Source organism: Arthrobacter sp. AZCC_0090 (assembly GCF_014207375.1).
Taxonomy (GTDB): domain Bacteria; phylum Actinomycetota; class Actinomycetes; order Actinomycetales; family Micrococcaceae; genus Arthrobacter.
In genome coordinates this window covers 1-19,113 of record NZ_JACHEE010000023.1, presented here as the reverse complement: position 1 = coordinate 19,113, position 19,113 = coordinate 1, and the positions used below count along the sequence as shown (strand labels likewise).

17 protein-coding genes are annotated in these 19,113 nt (G+C 63.8%); 10 read left to right on the top strand and 7 right to left on the bottom strand.

Going from position 1 to position 19,113, the window contains the following annotated elements; translation table 11 throughout:
* A partial coding sequence (locus tag HNP00_RS22670; protein ID WP_184741976.1) for a hypothetical protein occupies nucleotides 1-224 on the top strand: 224 nt, incomplete at its 5' end.
* A 57-nt stretch (nucleotides 225-281) separates the two neighbouring features.
* On the opposite strand, the gene HNP00_RS22665 is transcribed toward HNP00_RS22670, so the two are convergent.
* A complete protein-coding gene (locus tag HNP00_RS22665) occupies nucleotides 282-476 on the bottom strand; it encodes a YegP family protein (protein ID WP_184741975.1) in 195 nt (64 codons plus the stop codon).
* A gap of 200 nt (nucleotides 477-676) precedes the next feature.
* Here HNP00_RS22665 and nboR point away from each other — a divergent pair, with 200 nt between their 5' ends.
* Nucleotides 677-1,306, top strand: coding sequence for a nicotine blue oxidoreductase (nboR, locus tag HNP00_RS22660; protein WP_184741974.1), 630 nt, complete (start codon nucleotides 677-679; stop codon nucleotides 1,304-1,306).
* 66 nt (nucleotides 1,307-1,372) lie between these two features.
* Here the strand turns inward: nboR and HNP00_RS22655 are convergent, their stop codons facing one another.
* The 5 genes from HNP00_RS22655 to HNP00_RS22635 all read right to left on the bottom strand — a co-directional run bounded on the left by HNP00_RS22655 (nucleotide 1,373) and on the right by HNP00_RS22635 (nucleotide 8,778).
* Nucleotides 1,373-4,255 carry a molybdopterin-dependent oxidoreductase gene (locus HNP00_RS22655; RefSeq protein ID WP_184741973.1) on the bottom strand — a complete coding sequence of 961 codons (2,883 nt, stop codon included), beginning with the start codon at nucleotides 4,253-4,255 and terminating at the stop codon, nucleotides 1,373-1,375.
* 2 nt (nucleotides 4,256-4,257) lie between these two features.
* Nucleotides 4,258-5,202, bottom strand: a complete 945-nt coding sequence (locus tag HNP00_RS22650) for a xanthine dehydrogenase family protein subunit M (protein ID WP_184741972.1) — start codon at nucleotides 5,200-5,202, stop codon at nucleotides 4,258-4,260.
* Complete coding sequence (locus HNP00_RS22645; RefSeq protein ID WP_184741971.1) at nucleotides 5,193-6,407, bottom strand: XdhC family protein; 1,215 nt, start codon at nucleotides 6,405-6,407, stop codon at nucleotides 5,193-5,195. Before HNP00_RS22645 ends, HNP00_RS22650 begins: the two co-directional genes overlap by 10 nt.
* Nucleotides 6,408-6,697: 290 nt before the next feature.
* Nucleotides 6,698-8,278, bottom strand: coding sequence for an NCS2 family permease (locus tag HNP00_RS22640; RefSeq protein ID WP_184741970.1), 1,581 nt, complete (start codon nucleotides 8,276-8,278; stop codon nucleotides 6,698-6,700).
* 5 nt (nucleotides 8,279-8,283) lie between these two features.
* Nucleotides 8,284-8,778, bottom strand: a complete 495-nt coding sequence (locus HNP00_RS22635; protein ID WP_184741969.1) for a nucleoside deaminase — start codon at nucleotides 8,776-8,778, stop codon at nucleotides 8,284-8,286.
* A 375-nt stretch (nucleotides 8,779-9,153) separates the two neighbouring features.
* Between HNP00_RS22635 and HNP00_RS22630 the strand changes: the two genes are divergently transcribed.
* From HNP00_RS22630 to HNP00_RS22615, 4 genes are all read left to right on the top strand, one after another.
* Nucleotides 9,154-10,548, top strand: coding sequence for an 8-oxoguanine deaminase (locus tag HNP00_RS22630; RefSeq protein WP_184741968.1), 1,395 nt, complete (start codon nucleotides 9,154-9,156; stop codon nucleotides 10,546-10,548).
* A gap of 38 nt (nucleotides 10,549-10,586) precedes the next feature.
* Nucleotides 10,587-11,288, top strand: coding sequence for a DUF2510 domain-containing protein (locus tag HNP00_RS22625; protein WP_184741967.1), 702 nt, complete (start codon nucleotides 10,587-10,589; stop codon nucleotides 11,286-11,288).
* Between the two features lie 87 nt (nucleotides 11,289-11,375).
* Nucleotides 11,376-12,068, top strand: a complete 693-nt coding sequence (locus HNP00_RS22620; protein WP_184741966.1) for a helix-turn-helix domain-containing protein — start codon at nucleotides 11,376-11,378, stop codon at nucleotides 12,066-12,068.
* Nucleotides 12,061-12,873, top strand: coding sequence for a hypothetical protein (locus HNP00_RS22615; RefSeq protein ID WP_184741965.1), 813 nt, complete (start codon nucleotides 12,061-12,063; stop codon nucleotides 12,871-12,873). Before HNP00_RS22620 ends, HNP00_RS22615 begins: the two co-directional genes overlap by 8 nt.
* A 122-nt stretch (nucleotides 12,874-12,995) precedes the next feature.
* On the opposite strand, the gene HNP00_RS22610 is transcribed toward HNP00_RS22615, so the two are convergent.
* Complete coding sequence (locus HNP00_RS22610; protein ID WP_184741964.1) at nucleotides 12,996-13,172, bottom strand: hypothetical protein; 177 nt, start codon at nucleotides 13,170-13,172, stop codon at nucleotides 12,996-12,998.
* Nucleotides 13,173-13,608: 436 nt separating this feature from the next.
* On the opposite strand from HNP00_RS22610, the gene pucL reads away from it, so the two are divergent.
* From pucL to HNP00_RS22590, 4 genes are all read left to right on the top strand, one after another.
* Nucleotides 13,609-14,523, top strand: coding sequence for a factor-independent urate hydroxylase (gene pucL / locus HNP00_RS22605; RefSeq protein ID WP_184741963.1), 915 nt, complete (start codon nucleotides 13,609-13,611; stop codon nucleotides 14,521-14,523).
* A gap of 165 nt (nucleotides 14,524-14,688) precedes the next feature.
* Nucleotides 14,689-16,179, top strand: coding sequence for a nucleobase:cation symporter-2 family protein (locus HNP00_RS22600; RefSeq protein ID WP_184741962.1), 1,491 nt, complete (start codon nucleotides 14,689-14,691; stop codon nucleotides 16,177-16,179).
* Between the two features lie 102 nt (nucleotides 16,180-16,281).
* Complete coding sequence (locus tag HNP00_RS22595) at nucleotides 16,282-17,106, top strand: MurR/RpiR family transcriptional regulator (protein WP_184741961.1); 825 nt, start codon at nucleotides 16,282-16,284, stop codon at nucleotides 17,104-17,106.
* A 155-nt stretch (nucleotides 17,107-17,261) separates the two neighbouring features.
* Nucleotides 17,262-18,824 carry an NCS1 family nucleobase:cation symporter-1 gene (locus tag HNP00_RS22590; protein ID WP_184741960.1) on the top strand — a complete coding sequence of 521 codons (1,563 nt, stop codon included), beginning with the start codon at nucleotides 17,262-17,264 and terminating at the stop codon, nucleotides 18,822-18,824.
* Nucleotides 18,825-19,113 lie beyond the last annotated feature (289 nt).

Genomic DNA, 19,113 nt, shown 5'->3' with positions numbered 1-19,113 from the left:
ACGAATTCGCCTCCCTCGGCGCCGACGGCTTCGGCTTCTCCGACACCCGCCAAGCCGCACGACGCTTCTTCAAGAACGACACCCACTCGATCGTCACCAAAACCCTCCAACTCCTCGCGGCGAGGGGCGAGGTAGACCCGAGTGCGCCGTCGTACGCCATTGACCGCTACAAGCTCCTGGACGTCACCGCCGGCACCACTGGCGGTTCAGGAGGCGACTCCTAAGGTGCCTTAAAAACTAATCGGCGGCAGTGCTCCTGTGAGCACTGCCGCCGATTTCTTTTATTGCGTTCCGAGCGAGCGGTGATCCACCACGAATCCTGTGGCGGCATTCTCCCTGACAGCGTTGATACCGGCCACGAGGGCCGTTATATCTCGGAACCTGGGCGACACTGCCACTACGGTTCCATCATCGGCCTTCAACCGAAAGTGGAACGTTTGTTCCCCTGCTGCCAAGATTTCGAAAATGCCAGACATAAACCCTCTTTCCACCGCGGATGCATCGTTGCATCCTTTCCGATGACCACTGACTCTCGTGAAGTCCCTAAGAGAATATCCGCCGTAGGAGCCTCCCAGAAGGCCTACCCATGGGTAATATTCAACCTTTTTCGGTAGACCTATGTCGGAATGCAAGGTAAACCTACGGAACTCTAGGGCCCCATGGATAGGGTGATCCCATGAACCACACCAGCCCCGCGCCCACCACGGGCGTGCTGTTGGCCGGCGGCGCAGGGACGCGCCTGGGCCTCGGCCCCAAGGCATTGCTCCCCTTCCGCGGCCGCACCTTAGTGGAGGTGCTCGCCAAGGCGCTGCTCGACGGCGGATGCCGCGAGGTAGTGGTGGTGCTCGGTGCAGGATCCGAGGAAGTCCGCCGCACCACGGATCTGGACCGGTACCTCGTGGTGGACAACCCGGAGTGGGCCTCCGGCATGGCCAGCTCGTTCCGGACAGGGGTTGCCGCGGCAGCCCACGGCCACAACGTCCTGATGGCTTTGGTGGACCAGCCCAGCCTGACCCCCGGCGTCGTCGCCAGGCTGCTGGCTGCGCACCAACGTGGCCGCGTGACCGCCGCGGGGTACGCAGAAGACGCCCACGACGGCAGCGCACCCGCAAAACTCCGGCGCGGCCACCCCTTGGTCATCGACGCCGCCCTCCGCGCCGAAGCAGCCGAGTCCGCCGCAGGCGACGCCGGAGCGCGCCGATTCCTGAAAGCGCACCCCGGGCTGGTGGACGTCGTCGACTGTAGCGACCTCGCCAGCGGAGCAGACGTGGACACCAGGGCCCAGCTACACCTCCTCGGCGATTAGCTCCTCCCAATGCCAAGCCACCCAACTGGCTAGCAGTAGATGCCGTTATGAGGCCTCAAAACGGCATTAAATGCGGGGGCCCACGCCGCCAGGGTTCCCTGGCCGAGCTTGCGAGGCGAGGGCGGCGGTGGGGACTAGTTGGGTGGGGGCGGCAGCGTCCTTGAGCGCGAGGTAGATCTTGTCCCGAGCGATGGGGAGCGCCGCGAACCTCACCCCGGTGGCATTCCGGATGGCGTTAGCCAGCGCGGGCGCCACGGGGTTGAACGGGCTCTCGCTCATGGACTTCGCACCGAGCGGCCCCATCTGATCGTTCGTTTTCGCGAAGTAGACCTCGCTGCGCGGCACGTCCGCGAAGGACGGGATGTGGTACTGGCGCAGGATGTCCGTGGTGACCCGGCCGGCGTCGTTCACGCGGACTTCCTCGTACAGCGCGACGCCGAGCGCTTGGGCGATTCCACCTTCTACCTGGCCACGGCATTGCCGTGGATTGACCACGACTCCGGCATCCGCTGCCTGCACGCTCTGCAGGATCCGCAGTTCCCCGGTTCCGGTATTCACTGCCACCCGGAATCCGTGGACGTTGAAGGCAACCGAACGCGGCGTTCCACCCCAACGGCCCTGGGCGGCGAGTTCCACGCCCTGCTGCTGCGCGGCGTCGTACGCTTCCGTGAACGTCAGGACCCGTTCACCACAGCGCACGACTCCGTCCTCCAAAACACAGTCCGCCTCCGAAACACCGAGGAACGCAGCAGCCACAGCCCGGATCCGCACTGCGAGATCCTGCGCCGCAAGGAGCGTAGCCTGCCCGGCCACCACGGTGCCTGCGGAGCCGAACGCACCGGTGTCGTGCTCCACGAGATCCGTGTCGGACTGACGTACAGCCACCTTCGACGCCGTCGTGGACAGTGCGGTCGCGGCAAGTTGGGCGTGGACCGTGGTGGTGCCGTTGCCGAACTCGGCGGTCCCGACGGCGGCGTCGAACGTACCGTCCGGCAGGAGCCTGAGTCGCGTGTGGGCGAAGTGCCCGCGGGGCGGAACGGTGTCGATCATGGACAGCGCGGATCCGACGCCGGTGGCCCACTCCGGGCCGAGGTTGTCGAGGCCGGCGTCCCGGTAACGTTTCTCCCCCCGTTCGAGGGCATCCCGGACCAAAGCCACGCACTGGTCCAGGCCGTAGCTGCCGTAGAAGACGTCCTCTTCCGGTTCTGGGTTCGTGGAAAGCATGTCGTCACCCGGCCGGACCATGTTCTTGAGCCGGAACTCCAAGGGGTCCATGCCGATTCCGACGGCGAGCTCGTCCACCGCGGATTCGATCGCGAAGATCATCTGGCTCAAGCCGTAGCCGCGGAATGCACCTGCTGGGACGGTGTTGGTGTACACCGCCTGCGCGTCCACCTTCTTGTTGGCGCATTTGTAGACGGCCAAGGATTCGCCGCAACCGTGGAACATCACTCCGGGCGCATGGTTTCCGTAAGCACCCGTGTTGGTGACGACGTCCAGCTGCATCGCCGTCAGGTGGCCGTCACGCGTCGTTCCCGCCTTGACCTTGATGGCGAAGGGGTGTCGCGTGGTGGTGGCAGTGAATTGTTCGGTGCGGGTGAACTCCACTTGCACCGGCCGGCCCAGTTTGAGGGCCGACATGGCCACGAGGTCCTCGGTGAGCACTTCCTGCTTGCCGCCGAACCCGCCGCCAACCCGGCCAGCAATCACGCGGATGCGGTCCTCGCGGAGATCGAACACGCGAGCCAGGGTACGCCGGACAAGGAACGGGACCTGACTGGAGGAACGCACCATGAGCCGGTCCTCTCCGGGCGTCCCAGTAGGTTCTATCCACGCGATGGAACAGTGCGTTTCCATCGCGACGTGCTGCACGCGCTGGGTTTGATACATGTTCTCATGAATGAAATCGGCCGCTGCAAATCCGGATTCAACGTTCCCCAACTGGGAATGGACTTCAGCTACGACGTTGTTCTGCGGGCGGGAAATCCGGGCCGTTTCCCCGTCTTTCTCCCCGTGGATCGCGGGCGCCCCGGGCAACAACGCGTCCTGCGGCGAGAAGACAGCGTCAAGAAGTTCGTATTCCACCTTGATGGCCCGTGCTCCGGCTTCCGCTGCGCCCACCGATTCGGCGACGACGGCGGCAACCCGCTGGCCGATGAAGCGCACCACGTTGTCGAGGACACGCGTGTCGTCCGGATCATCGGTGTAGAGCTCGTGCTGGGCGGTCGAGAACAACTGGGCCGGCGCGTCCTCGTGGGTGAAGACCGCGACGACGCCCGGTACCTGGAGGGCCGCCGTCGTATCGATGGAAACAATCCGGGCATGCGCGTGCGGCGAGCGCAGCAGCTTGAGGTGCAGCAGCCCCGGGAGTTGTTCCGCAGGGACGTCGAGGGTGTAGCGCGCGGTGCCAGTGACGACGGCGCGGCCCGCCGGGGCGGGGACGTCGTCACCGAGCTGGCCCGAGTTCGGAGCTGCCGTGACTGCCGCATCGCCGCCGGGTGCATGGGTGGGGTTACCGCAAACAGCCTCCGCAATGGAGCGGTAACCCGTGCAGCGGCACAGGTTTCCCTTGAGGCTGCGCGGCAGGTTGGCTTTCTGTTCCTCGTCGAAGGTGGCGGCAGTCATCATCATGCCCGCCGTGCAGAAGCCGCATTGGAAACCTTGGTGTTCCAGAAACTGCTGCTGGACGGGATGTAGCTCTTCCCCGCCGGACGAGATCGCGCTCGACAGCCCTTCGATAGTGGTGACCGAGTGTCCTTCGGCGCGGACGGCCGGGTAGATGCAACTGTGCACGGGGGTGCCGTCCACGTGGACGGTGCAGGCGCCACAGTCGCCGCCGTCGCAGCCTTTCTTGACGCCGAAGTTGCCCTGTTCGCGCAGGAACGTCCGCAAGCACTGGCCCGGGCGCGGTTCGGCCTCGGTGGCGGTTCCGTTGATTTCGATTGCCATGCTCAGGCCTCCTTCTTGAATTCGGGTTGAGTGGACGGTTGTGGCGACGTGGCGTGCGGTGGCCAGAAATCGCCCGAGACGGTGAACGGCTCTCCGGGTCCAGCAGGGTCGAGCAGCTCCACGCGAATCTCTTCGGCGAGGCGGAAGGTCATGTCGCGACGCCATTCCGGGAGCCCATGGATGTCGTCGTGGTACAGCTCCACGGGGATTGAGCGCTCGACGGCGGAAGCCAGCTGCCCGGCGTCGGGCACGTCCGTGGCAGCGAACCGCAGCTGCACTGGCCGCTTGGTCGCGGCGGTGACGGTGAGGACCAGGGTGCCATCGGCGTCGAGCCTTCCAATCAGCAGTACCCCGGACCGCCCGAGGTTGCTGAGCGAGAGGCGGCGGAAGGCGAGCCGCGCGGAAAGAGCCGACGCCGGCACCTGGATGCTGCGGAGGAGCTCGCCGGGTGCCAAGCAGTTTTTCCCGTCCCCGGTCACGAACTCGGCCACAGGAACAGTGCGGCTGCTGCCGTGCCGGCCAAGGATGGTGGCCGTGGCATCCAGGCCGGCGCACAGCGAAATCATGGGTCCGGCCGGTAGCGAGGTGCACAGATTGCCGCCAACGGTGGACATGTTCCACACCTTGAAGGAGGCCACGAAAGAGTCGCAGCACGGGCGGAAAAGATCCAGCCCCGGCCAGTTCCGTCCGGCCACGGCGTCCGAAACCGGGAGCGCGTAGAGCTCGGCAACAGTGCAGGTAGCGGCAAGCTCGATGCCGGCGTCGCTCACGGTCACGGACTGCCAGCCCGCTTGGCCAAGGTCCAGCAAGCGCTTCAACGGTTCCTCGCTGCCTGCCGGGCTGCCGTAGGAGAACAGGACCGTGCCGCCGGCGAGCCAGGCGTCGCCGTCGCGCCATTGTCCTGGATCCGTGGTGGCAACCACGGACTCGATGGTGTTCATGTCCATGGGGTCACCTTGCTTTGTTCGGGGGTGCGGTTTTCGGGACGGCTGGGATGGATCGGACCGGTGCCGTCCTTGAGCGAAACCCAGCCGCGCGCCGCTTGGGGCGCACGCGTGGCGAGGATCTCGGCCGTAATGGACACCGCGACTTCGGCCGGAGTAACCGCGCCAAGGTCCAGCCCAATGGGCGAATGAAGCCGTTCAAGTGCCTCAGGCGAGGTACCGCAGGCCAGCAGTCCATCGATCCGCTGCCGGTGGCTGCGCCTCGAACCCATGGCGCCCACATATGCGAGATCCAAACCGAGGGCGGTTTCCAGCAGCGGAATATCGAACTTGGGATCGTGGGTCAGCACGCACACCACGGTGCGGGAATCGATCCGGCCGGCGGCCGCTTCTGCGGCAAGGTAGCGGTGCGGCCAATCCGTGACGAGGTGGTCGGCGGCGAGGAAACGGCCTTGGCTCGAAAACGCGGGCCGCGCGTCACACAAAGTGACCTCGTAGCCCAGGAGCTTCCCGGCGGGGAGCAATGCCGCGCCGAAGTCGTTGGCGCCAAAGATGAGCATCCGGGCCGCGGGCAAGCGGCTTTCCACGAGGAGGGTAATGGGTTTGGGGTCCGGCACCGTCCCGCAGCCTTCGGCCGGGGCGAGCCGCACCAACCCGGTCCGCCCACCATGCAGGAGTGGCTCAAGCTGCGCTGCAGCGGCGCGGATCACGCCGGCGTCCCCGCCAAGCAGGGCCGAGAGCTTCTTTGAATCCGCCACGGAAAAGCGCGCCGGATCACGAACGACCACGGCCCCTCCCGCGGCGTCGAGCCTGCGGATGAGTGCCATGGAAGAGGGCCAGCCGCCGCCGACCGCGTTCAACAAGGCCGGGTCCAGTCCGGCGGCGCTGGTTGATTGGATTGGTTGGATGTGGACTTCCAGCTCGCCACCACAGGTGAGCCCGACGGCGAACGCGTCCTCGGCGCTGTAGCCGAACGACTCAAGGCGGCTGCCGCCGTCGCGCATTGCTTCAAGGGCGGCCTCTACTACGGCTCCTTCCACGCACCCTCCGGAGAGGCTGCCGAGGACATCGCCATGTTCGGAGACCAGCATGGACGTGCCGAGGGGCCGGGGCACGGAGCCTCCCGCGGCCACGATGGTGGCTACGGCGCATCGCTCGCCGGAGACCGCAGGCCGCCAGGTGCCCAGCGAAGGCATCAAATCCAGCATGGCAACACTTCCTTTACCGAGGTCCCGGACCGGAGACCCGCCCGGGGCAGTGTGCGATCTTGCCTCATATTCTCATTCCTTGCGTCTGTACAGGAGAGCTTCGGGTAAACAGGCAACCCTTTCGTGAAGAGGACCGGGGCGGGCCTCTCATTTCCCACCCCGGTCCTGAGCGGAGCGGCCGCACCTCACCGCCGCCCGCCGTCGTCGTCCGCACCTTGCGGTGGGAGGACGATCGGCGGACGCCTATTCATTGCGGTGACTTGCGGCCGGACCGCCGTCTCAATGGCCGGCTACGCTCCCATCAGGGCGCTGATCGGCCCGCGGGCAAAGTAGATCAGGAAGCCCACTGTCACCACCCACATCAGCGGGTGGACCTTCTTGCCCTTGCCCGATGCCGCATGGATCACGGCCCAGGAGATGAACCCGACGCCGATGCCGTTGGCGATGGAGTACGTCAGCGGCATGGTGACGATGGTCAGGAAGGCCGGCAGGGCGACGGAGAACTTGGAGAACTTGATCTCGCGGATCTGTGCCATCATCATGGCTCCCACCACTACCAAGGCTGCGGCTGCGACCTCGAGCGGAACCACGCTAGTGAGCGGGGTCAAGAACATCGAACCTAGGAACAGCAGGCCGGTGACCACCGAAGCCAAGCCGGTGCGGGCGCCTTCGCCAATCCCGGCTGCGGAGTCGATGTACACGGTGTTGGACGAGCCCGACGTCGCGCCGCCGGCTACCGCGCCAAGGCCCTCGACAATGAAGGCCGACTTGAGCTTGGGGAAAGTACCGTCCTTGTGTGCCACGCCGGCGCTCTTGGCGAGGCCGGTCATGGTGCCCATGGCGTCGAAGAAGTTGGTGAACACCAGCGTGAACACCAGCATCGTGGCCGCCAGGCCGCCGATCCTCGAGAACGAACCAAAGAGGTCGAAATGGCCTACCAAGCTGAAGTCCGGGGCGGAAACCAACTGGCCGGACAGCACCGGAGTGTTGAGGTGCCAGCCACCGGGATTGGCGGCGCTGCCGGGCCCGATGTGCATGACGGCCTCGACGACGGCGGCGAGGACCGTGGTGGCGACGATTCCGATCAGGAGGCCGCCCTGGATCTTTCGGGCCACGAGGATTCCCATGACCAGCAGACCAACGATGAAAACGAGGGTGGGGATGGAGGTGATGGAACCATCCGTGCCGAGCTGCACCGGAGGTCCACCTTTTGTGGCGCGGACAAAGCCGGAGTCGACGAAGCCGATGAAGGCGATGAACAAGCCGATGCCAACGGTGATGGCGGCCTTGAGTTCCTTGGGGACGGCCCTGAAGATCGCGGTCCGGGCACCCGTGGCGCCGAACAGGACAATCAGGATTCCGTTGATGACAACCAGGCCCATGGCTTCTGGCCAGGTGACTTCGTGGATGACGGCGACGGCAAGGAACGAGTTGATTCCCAGGCCCGCCGCGAGGCCGAACGGCAGGTTCGCGATGAGGCCGAAGAGGACCGTCATGACACCGGCGGTCAGGCCGGTGACGGCCCCCACCTGCGCTGCCGACAACCATCCGCCTGCCACGTCCGTGGGTGCGTTTTGGGCCGAGAAACCGCCCAGGATCAGCGGGTTGAGGATAACGATGTAGGCCATCGTGAAGAACGTGACAATGCCGCCGCGGAATTCGCGGGCCAGCGTGGAGCCACGCTTGGTGATCTGGAAGAAACGATCCAGGAAGGAGTTCGACGCCGGGGGCCTGGGGGCATTGCCCCGTGTTGCCAGTCCGGTTGCCGTGTGCTTTTCGCGTGCCACTGTCTGCCCTACGCCCAGGGGCGCAGCCTGCTTTTCAGTTGCCGTTTGCATTTCTGCGGGGTCCAGGATTGTCATTTCAGCCACCGGCCCTAGTAGTCAATCCTGGAGTCAAGCGTGTTCCAGGTGTTGAACGGTTCCAGGATGGCCGGTGCCTGGGGGTCGCCCAGTTCCAGCTTCGTGACCGGCATGAGCTTGTCGCGGTCCTCGTTCTCGAAGTATTCGTAGAAGACTGCGTCGTCGAAGCCGACTGAGGCGGCGTCGTGCCGGTCTGCTGCAAAGACGACGTTGTCGATGCGTGCCCAGAGGGCCGAGGCCAGGCACATGGGGCATGGCTCGCAGCTCGTGTAGAGGGTGGCTCCGCTAAGATCGAACGTGCCGAGTTCGCGGCAAGCATTGCGGATGGCGGTGACCTCGGCGTGGGCCGTGGGGTCGTTGGTGGCGGTGACCCGGTTGACGCCTTCGAAGGCGCGGCCATCCGCGGTGACAATGACGGCGCCGAACGGCCCGCCGCTGTTGAGGACATTGGCTGTTGCCAGCTCAATGGAGGTGGCCAAGAAATGTTCGGCCGTGACGGTGGTACTCATGTGCGACTTCCTTAGTGCTGAGGAAGCCTGTAACCAGGGGGCATCTGAACATGACAGACCAGTGCTGCGATTACCAGGCTTCAGCATGTGCTTTTGAAGGTTTCGCCTGGTAGATAGCTTCCCGGAGTCCGGGTGCCCGCCTTTGGCAAATTGAGATTAGCACCGGAGATGTGAGCCGCGCCATAGTTTCCGGAAAAAAAGTTTCGACATGTGAAATTAGACTTCTGGCCGGGCGGTTGGTGCCGGTCACATTGACGCATTTCGGGGAGCCACCTACGCTGGGTGCCACCGGCAGGGTTCACCCGCCGAAACCTGGATCAGCAGACAGGAACCACTGAGCTGGAACGCAACTACGCCGACCAGACAAGGATTCCAGTGTCTCCGAAACCCTATTTCGAACCAGCAGCCCAAGCCGCGCCACCCCCCTCCAGGCTCTGGATCAAGAATCCCCTCGCAGTGTTCACCGCCAACGGGCTCGACGCCACCGGCGGGATCGTGGTCAGCGATGGAAAGATCTCCGAACTCGTTCCCGCAGGAATGCAACCTTCGGCACCCTGCGATCGAATCTTCGACGCCGGGAGCCACGTCCTGCTGCCCGGCCTCATCAACACGCACCACCACTTCTACCAAACGCTCACGCGCGCCTGGGGTCCGGTGGCCAATGCTCCCCTGTTCCCATGGCTGCAGAACCTCTATCCCGTATGGGCTCGGCTGACCCCGGACAGCCTCGAACTCGCCGTGAAAGTAGCGCTCGCGGAACTGCTGCTCTCCGGCTGCACCACGGCAGCCGACCACCACTACCTCTTCCCGGCGGGACTTGAGGACGCGATCGACGTCGAGGTCGGCGTCGTGCGCGAACTCGGCATGCGCGCCACCCTGACCCGAGGCTCCATGACGCTGGGCGAGGACGACGGCGGCCTGCCGCCGCGCTCCACCGTGCAGCGTCCGGAGGTGATCCTGGCGGACGGCGAACGGCTGATCGGGAACTATCACGAACGCGGAGACGGCGCGGTCATCCAGATTGCCTTGGCCCCTTGCTCGCCGTTCTCGGTGACCAGGGAAATCATGGCCGAGAGCGCCGCCATGGCCGAACGGCTGGATGTCCGGCTCCACACCCACCTCGCCGAAACCATCGACGAGGAAGATTTCTGCCGCGAAATGTTCGGTCTGCGCACCGTGGATTACTTGGACAGCGTCGGCTGGCTCAGCAAGCGCACCTGGCTTGGCCACGGCATCCATTTCGACGACGACGAGATCGCCCGGCTGGGTGCCGCGGGCACCGCCGTCGCGCACTGCCCGACGTCGAACATGCGGCTTGCATCCGGCACCGCAAGGGTGTTGGAACTCGAGGCCGCCGGGGTTCCGGTGGGGCTGGGAGTGGACGGTTCGGCGTCGAACGATGCATCCAACATGATCCTCGAAGCACGGCAAGCGTTGTATCTGCAGCGGCTCCGCTATGGTGCCGACGTCCCCGTGGAACGCGCGCTAGGCTGGGCGACGCGGGGATCCGCGGCGGTGCTGGGCCGCACCGACATCGGCCAGATAGCTCCCGGGATGCAGGCGGACGTTGCCCTGTTCAAGCTCGACGGGCTCCGTTTCTCCGGCAGCCATGATCCCATCGCTGCATTGTTGCTCTGCGCCGCGGACCGCGCCGACCGCGTCATGGTGGGCGGCAAGTGGCGCGTCGTGGACGGACAAATTCCGGATTTGGACATCCCGGAACTTATTGCCAAACACTCAGCCGCCGCACAGAAAATCATCAGGGGCTAGGAGTAGCCTCTCGATTAGGTAGCAATCAGGAGGCAGCAATGACCGTCCCGCAGCACAGCACTCCGACCCCTGCAGGCTGGTACCCGGATCCATCGGGCTCGGGGCAGCTGCGATGGTGGGACGGCACCGCCTGGACCGGAACTGCATGGAACCCGCCACAGGCAGCGGCGGGCCAGGCGGGAACGGGCCAGGCGGGAACGGGTCAGCCCGGAGCATCGTCGCCTGCCGCCGCTTGGCCGGGTCAATTCGCGGGGCCGGCACGGCCCGCTCCCCGCCCGGAAATCAGCCGGCAGACCCCGGTCTACAATCCGTTCATTTGGCTGGTCACACTGCTGCCTGTGGTCACGCTGATTATCCTGATGATCTGGAATCCAGTCTTCCACCTGCGGTATGTCGGCGCCAGACGCGTTCCCACCCTCGATCCCAGCGCGTTCGGCGTTCCTTATTTCCTGCTGATCGTTTCAGCTTGGCTCATCTACGGGGTCAGTGTTCTCTTGTCCTACCTCGACTGGCAAAAGCTGCAGAGGGACGGGGTGGTCCGGCCCTTCCACTGGGCATGGGCATTTCTGGGCGCCGGCGTCTACGTGGTGGGCCGTTCAGTGATCGTCCACAAGGTTGCCCCGCAGCGCGGACTCGCGCCGGTCTGGGCCTTGATTGTACTGACCGCCCTCAGCTTGATCCTGGTGTCCGTCAAAGCGAGCATGATCATTTCGACGATCGCCAAGGCTTTGCCCATGTAGAACGGTACTGCGCATAGACAAAACTATTCCGAAAAAGGAAGTATTCTGTATATACGGAATACTTCCGAAATCGGTAGTATTGTGTCTATGGCTTCAAACTATGTAAGCACCGCCGAAGCGGCCGACCGGCTCGGAGTGAGCCAGCGCCAAGTCAGGAACATGATCGCTCATGGACAGCTGGAAGTCCTTGCCAACGTCCCCAGTCACCTGGTCTCCATCGACTCCCTCGGCCGCGCCTGTCAGGTCCCACGCCGGGCCGGCCGTGCCTGGAGTCCACGCATCGCATGGGCCGCCCTCGCCATGCTCGGGGGCGGTGACGCGGCCTGGCTCCAACCCTCTGAGCGTTACAGGCTACGCCAGTCCCTAAAGACCCGCAGCGTGGATGAGGTCCTGGCCTCCGCCCGCAACCGGGCCACGGTTCGTAAGTTCCGCGCCACCCCAGACACGATCTCCAGGCTTCGAGAGTACGTGGCCGCAACTGGTGGGACGGCTTTGCAGGACGCGGATGTCGCCGCCGTCTTTGGGCTTGCCAGCGGAGGAGGCTTCCTTGACGGCTATGTTCCCGTGGGCGTCGCCGATGAAATGGCCGAGTCCTTCCATATGGAGGAGGGCTCGAACGGCAACGTCACCCTGCGAGAGGTGGATTTCGAGGATGCACTCAGCAAGGACGTGCCAATCGCGGCCATCGCCCTTGACCTCGCTGAGTCCGTGGCAACCAGGGAACACTCCGCCGGGCGGGCAGTGCTCGAGAAGCTTCTGCAGAAACAGCTCCGTGGCTGACAGTATCCACGAAGACGGCAGAGAAATCTGGGATGTTGCCGCCCCACAGGGCGGCTGGGGCCAGCCTTGGCCGCAATGCATCGAACTCGCCATGAACCTGCCTGCGCAGCACTGGACGCTCGTCGGAGGGCTCATGGTCCAGTTGCACTCCGCCCGAGCCGCCCTGGCTGTGACCCGACCAACCGCAGACGTGGACATCGTCCTACACCTGGAGACTCCGGCCACGACAGTGCCTCAGGTCCAGGGGGTCCTCGCCGGGATGGGCTACACGCTGCAGACCTCCCTCGACTCCTCTGCTCCTGCGCACCGGTTTGTCCGAGGGAAGGAGCAGGTCGACGTCATGGTCGCGGACAGGGTCGCTCCCAGCGTGCCCCAGCGGCTGGCCGGCCACGACATGTTCGCGCTGCCAGCCGGAACACAGGCCCTGAGGCGGACCGTCTACTGCCGATTTACTACCAGCAATGGTGATGAAGAATCTGACGTGCTCATCAGCATCCCGAACGTCCTGGGCGCGCTCGTCCTCAAAGGCGCCGCATATAGGGAAGACAGCCGGGACACGCGCCGGCACCTGGACGACGCCGTGGTTCTTGCAGCTTGCGTCGTGGAACCACTGACCACGCGCGAACAGATGCGCGGCAGCGACCGTTCCCGGGTCAGCAGCCTGCACGAATGCCTGAACGACGAAATGCACCAGTCATGGATGCTGCTGGCGGAAGGGGAACGGCAGCGGGCCAGGATGAACCTAAAGATTCTTGCCGACAATCCGCAGAGCACACCGAAGTTCCGGAAGGTCGGAAAGAGCTAGTTGTTCAAGATGCGGCGGGCGGCGCAAAGCGGCGGGCGGCACCTTCCCCTTGGTGAGGGGTTCAGTGCCGCCCGCCTTTTGGCTCTGTCGCGCAGAGTCCCTCATCCCCAGAGGCAGGAGCCCTAGGAACGCTGCCGGCCGAATACCGGAAGGGCGCGCAGCCAACGGGAGAATGTCCCGGGCGTGCGGTCACAGTCGGCCGGAATGTAGAAGTCAGGATCCGTGGCGCCGAACGGCAGGTACAGTTCCTGGCCGGGCGCCGGGAATTCCACGACTTTGTTCTTATCCTGCGAGTCCATCTGTCCTCCTATTTCATGCGCTCAAGTTCTCCGTGGCGATGCGGTCCAAGCCCTTCGTCGAACTCTTGTCTTTCCGCATCGAATTTCCACATACTGGAAAACATTTTTTGTTATATGGAAATGGTAGAGGGGATCCCCGAATCGCGTCAAGCGGTGTCCGCGAGGCCACATCCCACGCAGGACGCCGCCGGTCACAATCGGAAAGTAGATAACGATTTTTCCGAAGTGATGTACACCACTGGCAAACGTGGGCTACGCTTTCTTCAATTCGTGGCGTAGGTCACGTAACCTGGGAGCAGCAGGCAGGGTCGTAATGAGCTGGCATCAATGGATGCCGGCTCTTTTTTGTTGGGTCGGCTCCACCAGAAACGCGTTTGAAACACGCGCTTAATTTCATTGGTGGACCTTAGGGGTTCCACCTCGTAGAAGTTGGGATATGACCATGAGCAACAACATCGTCCTCGGCGACAACCAGTACGGCAAGGCAGAAGTCCGCGTCGTCAAAGTCACCCGCGACACCGACCGCCACCAGATCGAAGACCTGAACGTCACCTCACAATTGCGTGGCGACTTCCAGGCTGCGCACCTCCAGGGCGACAACGCACACGTCGTCGCCACGGACACCCAGAAGAACACCATCTACGCCTTCGCCCGTGACGGCATCGGCTCCCCCGAGGCCTTCCTCCTCCGTCTGAGCGAACACTTCACCTCCGGATTCGAGTGGGTCACGGGCGGCCGCTGGGAAGCCGAGGTCTACACCTGGGACCGCATCCAGGCACACGGCTCCGAACACGACCACAGCTTTGTCCGCAAGGGGCAGGAAGTCCGCACCGCCGTCGTGGTCCGCGAAGGCAACACCACGCACGTCATTTCAGGCCTCAAGGACCTGACCGTCCTCAAGACCACCCAGTCCGGCTTCGTGGGCTACCCCCGCGACCGGTACACCACGCTGCCCGAGACCACGGACCGCATCCTCGCCACCGATGTCTCGGCTCGCTGGCGCTACAGCACTGGCCTTGACGTCGCCGGGACCGACTTCAACAAGAGCTACGAGGACATCAAGGCCCTGCTCTTGGAAGGCTTCACGGAGAACTACTCCCACGCCCTGCAGCAGACCCTGTTCGACATGGGCAAGAAGGTCCTCGAAGCGCACAGCGAAGTTGATGAGATCAAGTTCTCCATGCCCAACAAGCACCACTTCCTGGTGGACCTCAGCCCGTTCGGCCTCGACAACCCCAACGAGGTCTTCTTCGCCGCGGACCGCCCGTACGGCCTGATCGAGGCCACGGTCCAGCGCGACAACACCACACCTGCCCCGGCTGCGTGGAACGGCATCGCCGGCTTCTGCTAAGCCCCATCTACCCGCCCAACTGACTCGCAGTAAGTGTCGTTTTGGAGCCTCAAAACGACATCAAATGCGAGTCAGTTGGGCAATCACTCGCACCCAAAAACCACATCGTTAGCCAGACAAAGTTAGCCAGACAAAGACGTCTGCCATGAACCAAGAAAGTCTGCCATGAACACGAAGAATAAGACCCGCCCCGCAGCGTCCGGGCCAGCCCGCCCCGAGGACAAACGCCTCTCGATCGGGAGCACGTTCGCCTACGGCTTCCAGCACGTCCTGACCATGTACGGCGGCATCATCGCCCCGCCGCTCATCATCGGAGCCGCCGCAGGCATGTCCTCGCAGGACATCGGCCTCCTGATCGCGGCCTGCTTGTTTGTCGGCGGCCTCGCCACCATTCTGCAGACCATCGGCATCCCGTTCTTCGGATCACAACTGCCCCTGGTCCAGGGCGTCTCCTTCGCCGGCGTTTCCACCATGGTGGCGATTGTCCACGGCGGCGGCGGGATCCAGGCGGTGTTTGGCTCGGTCATCGTGGCTTCCCTGATCGGCCTGCTGATCACCCCGCTCTTCTCCAAGATCATCAAGTTCTTCCCGCCCGTCGTCACGGGTACCGTCATCACCACCATCGGGCTGACACTCATGCCGGTCGCGGCCAACTGGGCCATGGGCGGCAACGCCGCCGCACCCACCTACGGCAGCGTGGCGAACATCGGCCTCGCCGCAGCGACGATGGGCATCGTCCTGCTCCTCAGCAAAGTTGGAAACGCGGCCATCTCGCGCCTTTCCATCCTGCTTGCCATGGTGATCGGGACCGTCATTGCCCTCGTCACGGGAATGGCCGATTTCTCCAAGGTCGGCCAGGGTCCGATCGTGGCCTTCCCCACTCCTTTCGCTTTTGGTGCTCCCACGTTTGAAATCGCCTCGATCGTTTCGATGCTGATCGTCATCCTGGTGACCCTGACCGAGACGTCGGCGGACATCATCGCCGTCGGTGAAATCGTGGGCACCAAGGTCGATTCCAAGCGCATCGGCAACGGCCTGCGTGCGGATATGCTCTCAAGCGCCGTTTCGCCGCTCTTCAATTCCTTCACCCAGAGCGCCTTCGCCCAGAACGTCGGACTCGTGGCCATCACGGGCATCAAGAGCCGCTTCGTGGTCAGCGCCGGCGGGCTCATCCTGGTGGTCCTCGGCGTACTGCCCATCCTTGGCCGGGTTGTCGCAGCGGTTCCGACGCCCGTCCTGGGCGGTGCCGGCGTCGTACTCTTTGGAACGGTAGCCGCGAGCGGTATCCGGACTCTCTCCAAAGTGGAGTACCGCAACAACATGAACCTCATCATCGTGGCTGCATCGATCGGCTTCGGCATGATCCCGATCGCCGCCCCCAAGTTCTACGACCAGTTCCCGTCCTGGTTCTCCACGATCTTCCACTCGGGCATCAGCTCGGCCGCCCTCATGGCGATCGTCCTGAATGTCCTTTTCAACCACTTCAAGGCCGGCAACTCGGACAACCAATCGGTGTTCGTCGCAGGTACCGGCCGCGTGGTCAGCGAAGCGGACATTGCTTGCCTCGCGCACGGTGACCGTTTCGAGAACGGCAAACTGATCGACGCCGAAGGCAAGGAAGTGCCGCTCAAGTCGTCTACCGTATCTGACCACTAGGTTTTTCTCCACCGAACTGGCAGGTGTTGCCCCTTTCTCGCAGAAAAGGGGCGACACCTGCCAGTTCGCGCTAGATGCGGCTCCGCGTGAGACGGTTGTTTCGTGAGGATCGATGAGCGAATCCAACAACACTATTCGGAGCTTGGGCCGCAGGAGCAAAAGGCCGCAGACACCCTGCTGGACCGCCTTGGCGACTTGGCCGTCTATAACGCGGCCGAGCTCGCCCAGCTCAGCGGAGTGTCCAAAGCCACCATGAGCAGGCTCTTTCGCCACCTCGGATTCGCCGACTTCAACGAGGTGAAGGAACACACCCGGAACCTGAGGTCCAGCGGAGTGCCCCTCGCCAGGCAGGAAGCCGACGGCGGAATCCCCCTGCATTTGGCAACGGAACAGCAGAGCCTGAACCGGCTTTTCGACACGCTCGACGACGATCGCCTCCGCCAGGTGAGTCAGCGACTGGCCGAGGCCCGGCACGTCTTGCTGATCGGCTTCCGCAACAGTTTCCCCGTAGCCCTCCACCTCCGGCAGCAGCTCCTGCAGTGCCGTCCCTCGGTAAGCCTGGCCCCGCAACCGGGCCAAAGCGTCGGCGAGGAGCTAGCAGGGCTGGACGCGAACGACGTCGTGGTCCTGATCGGCTTCCGGCGCAGGCCGGACGGCTTCCACCAAGTCCTGAAGGCGACCACCGACACCGGGGCGACCACCATCCTGATCGGCGACCCCAGCGCCCGTTGGCTTGCGGCGGAGGCCTCCCTCTGGATCGAGTGCCCCGTGGAGGGCAGCGCCGCCTTTGACAGCTACGCCTCGGCCATGAGCCTCATGAGCGTCCTCGCGAACGGCGTGCTGACGGCGCGGGGCCGCCCGGGAAGGGACCGCGTCAGGGAAATCACCGGCGTCTTCGACTCGCTGGGAGAGATCGAGCGGCGATAGTCGCGCGGCAGCTGGCCGCGGCACGCTCGGGCAGCCGCAGCACCAAGCGTAAAGAAGAGTTAGCCGCCCGGAAACGGCATTGAAACATCTGTTCCATTCAATTGAATCAGTGAAACGACTGCCCCTGGTCGTGGAAAACCTGATTCGAGGAACCGATGGCCGAAGCACAACTCGCCCCAGAGAAGACCGGCACGCTGCTCGGCAGCCCGATTGACGAAGCCGCCGCACACCGCGATCCGCGGCTCTGCAATGAAGACCTGGTGCCCCTGAAGAACCAACGCTGGAGCAGCTACAACCTGTTCGCCTTCTGGATGTCGGACGTCCACAGCATCGGCGGCTATGTGACAGCGGGCAGCCTGTTTGCCCTTGGCCTGGCCAGCTGGCAAGTGTTGGTGGCCCTGCTGGTGGGCATCGTGATCGTCCAGGTCTTCTGCAACTTGGTGGCGAAGCCCAGCCAGAAGACCGGCGTACCGTACCCCGTGATCAACCGAGCGGTCTTCGGTGTCAAGGGCGCCAACATCCCAGCCATCATCCGAGGCCTGATCGCGGTGGCCTGGTACGGGGTGCAGACCTTCCTGGCCTCTGAGGCCCTGGTGATCGTGTTCCTGAAGTTCTTCCCGGCCATGAAACCGTTGTACGACGTCCATCAGTACGGCTTCCTCGGCCTCTCTGCCTTGGGTTGGATTTGCTACGGAATCCTCTGGGTAGCCCAGGCCGCACTGTTCTGGAACGGAATGGAAAGCATCCGCCGGTTCATCGACTTCGCCGGACCCGCCGTGTACGTCGTCATGTTGGTTCTGGCCATCTACCTCGTGTCCAAGGCCGGCATCAGCAATATCAGCCTCAACCTGTCCGCCGGTGAACCTCTCGACTTCGCTGCGTCCATCCCGGTCATGATCTCCGCAATCGCCTTGGTAGTGTCCTACTTCTCGGGTCCCATGCTCAACTTCGGCGACTTCGCGCGCTACGGCAAGAGCTTCAATGCCGTCAAGAAGGGCAATCTCCTGGGCCTGCCGGTCAACTTCCTGTTCTTTTCGCTGCTGACCGTCATCACGGCGTCGGCTACCATCCCGGTCTTCGGGCACCTCATCACGGACCCGGTCAAGACCGTTCAGGAAATTGATTCGGTGTTCGCCGTGCTGCTCGGCGGGCTGACCTTTGTCATCGCAACCGTGGGTATCAACATCGTGGCCAACTTCATCTCGCCGGCGTTCGACTTCTCGAACGTGAGCCCCCAGAAGATCAGCTGGCGCACGGGTGGCATGATCGCCGCCGTTGGGTCGGTCATCCTGACCCCTTGGAACTGGTACTCGAACGACGACGCCATCCACTACACGCTCGGCGTGCTCGGTGCGCTGATCGGCCCGCTCTTTGGCATCCTGATCGCCGGCTACTACCTCGTGGGCAAGCAGAAGGTGTGGGTTGAGGACATGTACACGATGAAGCCCAACGGCAAGTACTGGTTCCGCAACGGTTACAACCCCAACGCGGTGAAGGCAGTGGCCATCAGCGGCGTCGTCTCCATCGCTTCGGTCCTGATTCCCAAGGCGCTCCTGGACTCGGGAGCCACCACGGTCAACGCCACGTGGATCGGCAACTACAGCTGGTTCCTCGGTTGCGCCTTGGGCCTGCTGACCTTCTGGTACTTCGAAAAGCGGTCCCCCATGATCAACCTGGAGCCGAACGGGGTCGAAGTGAACGACGGCGCCCTCGCCTAAGCTCCCGCCCACACGAAAGAGCAACCGCCGGACGCTCGCTCACTTTTGACCCCTTTTGGGCCGACCCTCCTGCAGATAGAACGCCCCCTGGCCGAACGCTCCTGCACAAAAGATGTGCCGGAGCGTTCGACACTTTGGCCTTAAAGGTGAGCGAGCGTCCGTCGGAAACCCAACAAAGGTGAGCGAGCGTCCGTGGCGGATTCAAGTGGTCGTTGCAACACGTCCTTATGCTGCTGATTCTTCCAGAATTCCTTGGAGGGCTTGGGCGGGGGTTTTCCAGCCGAGGGTT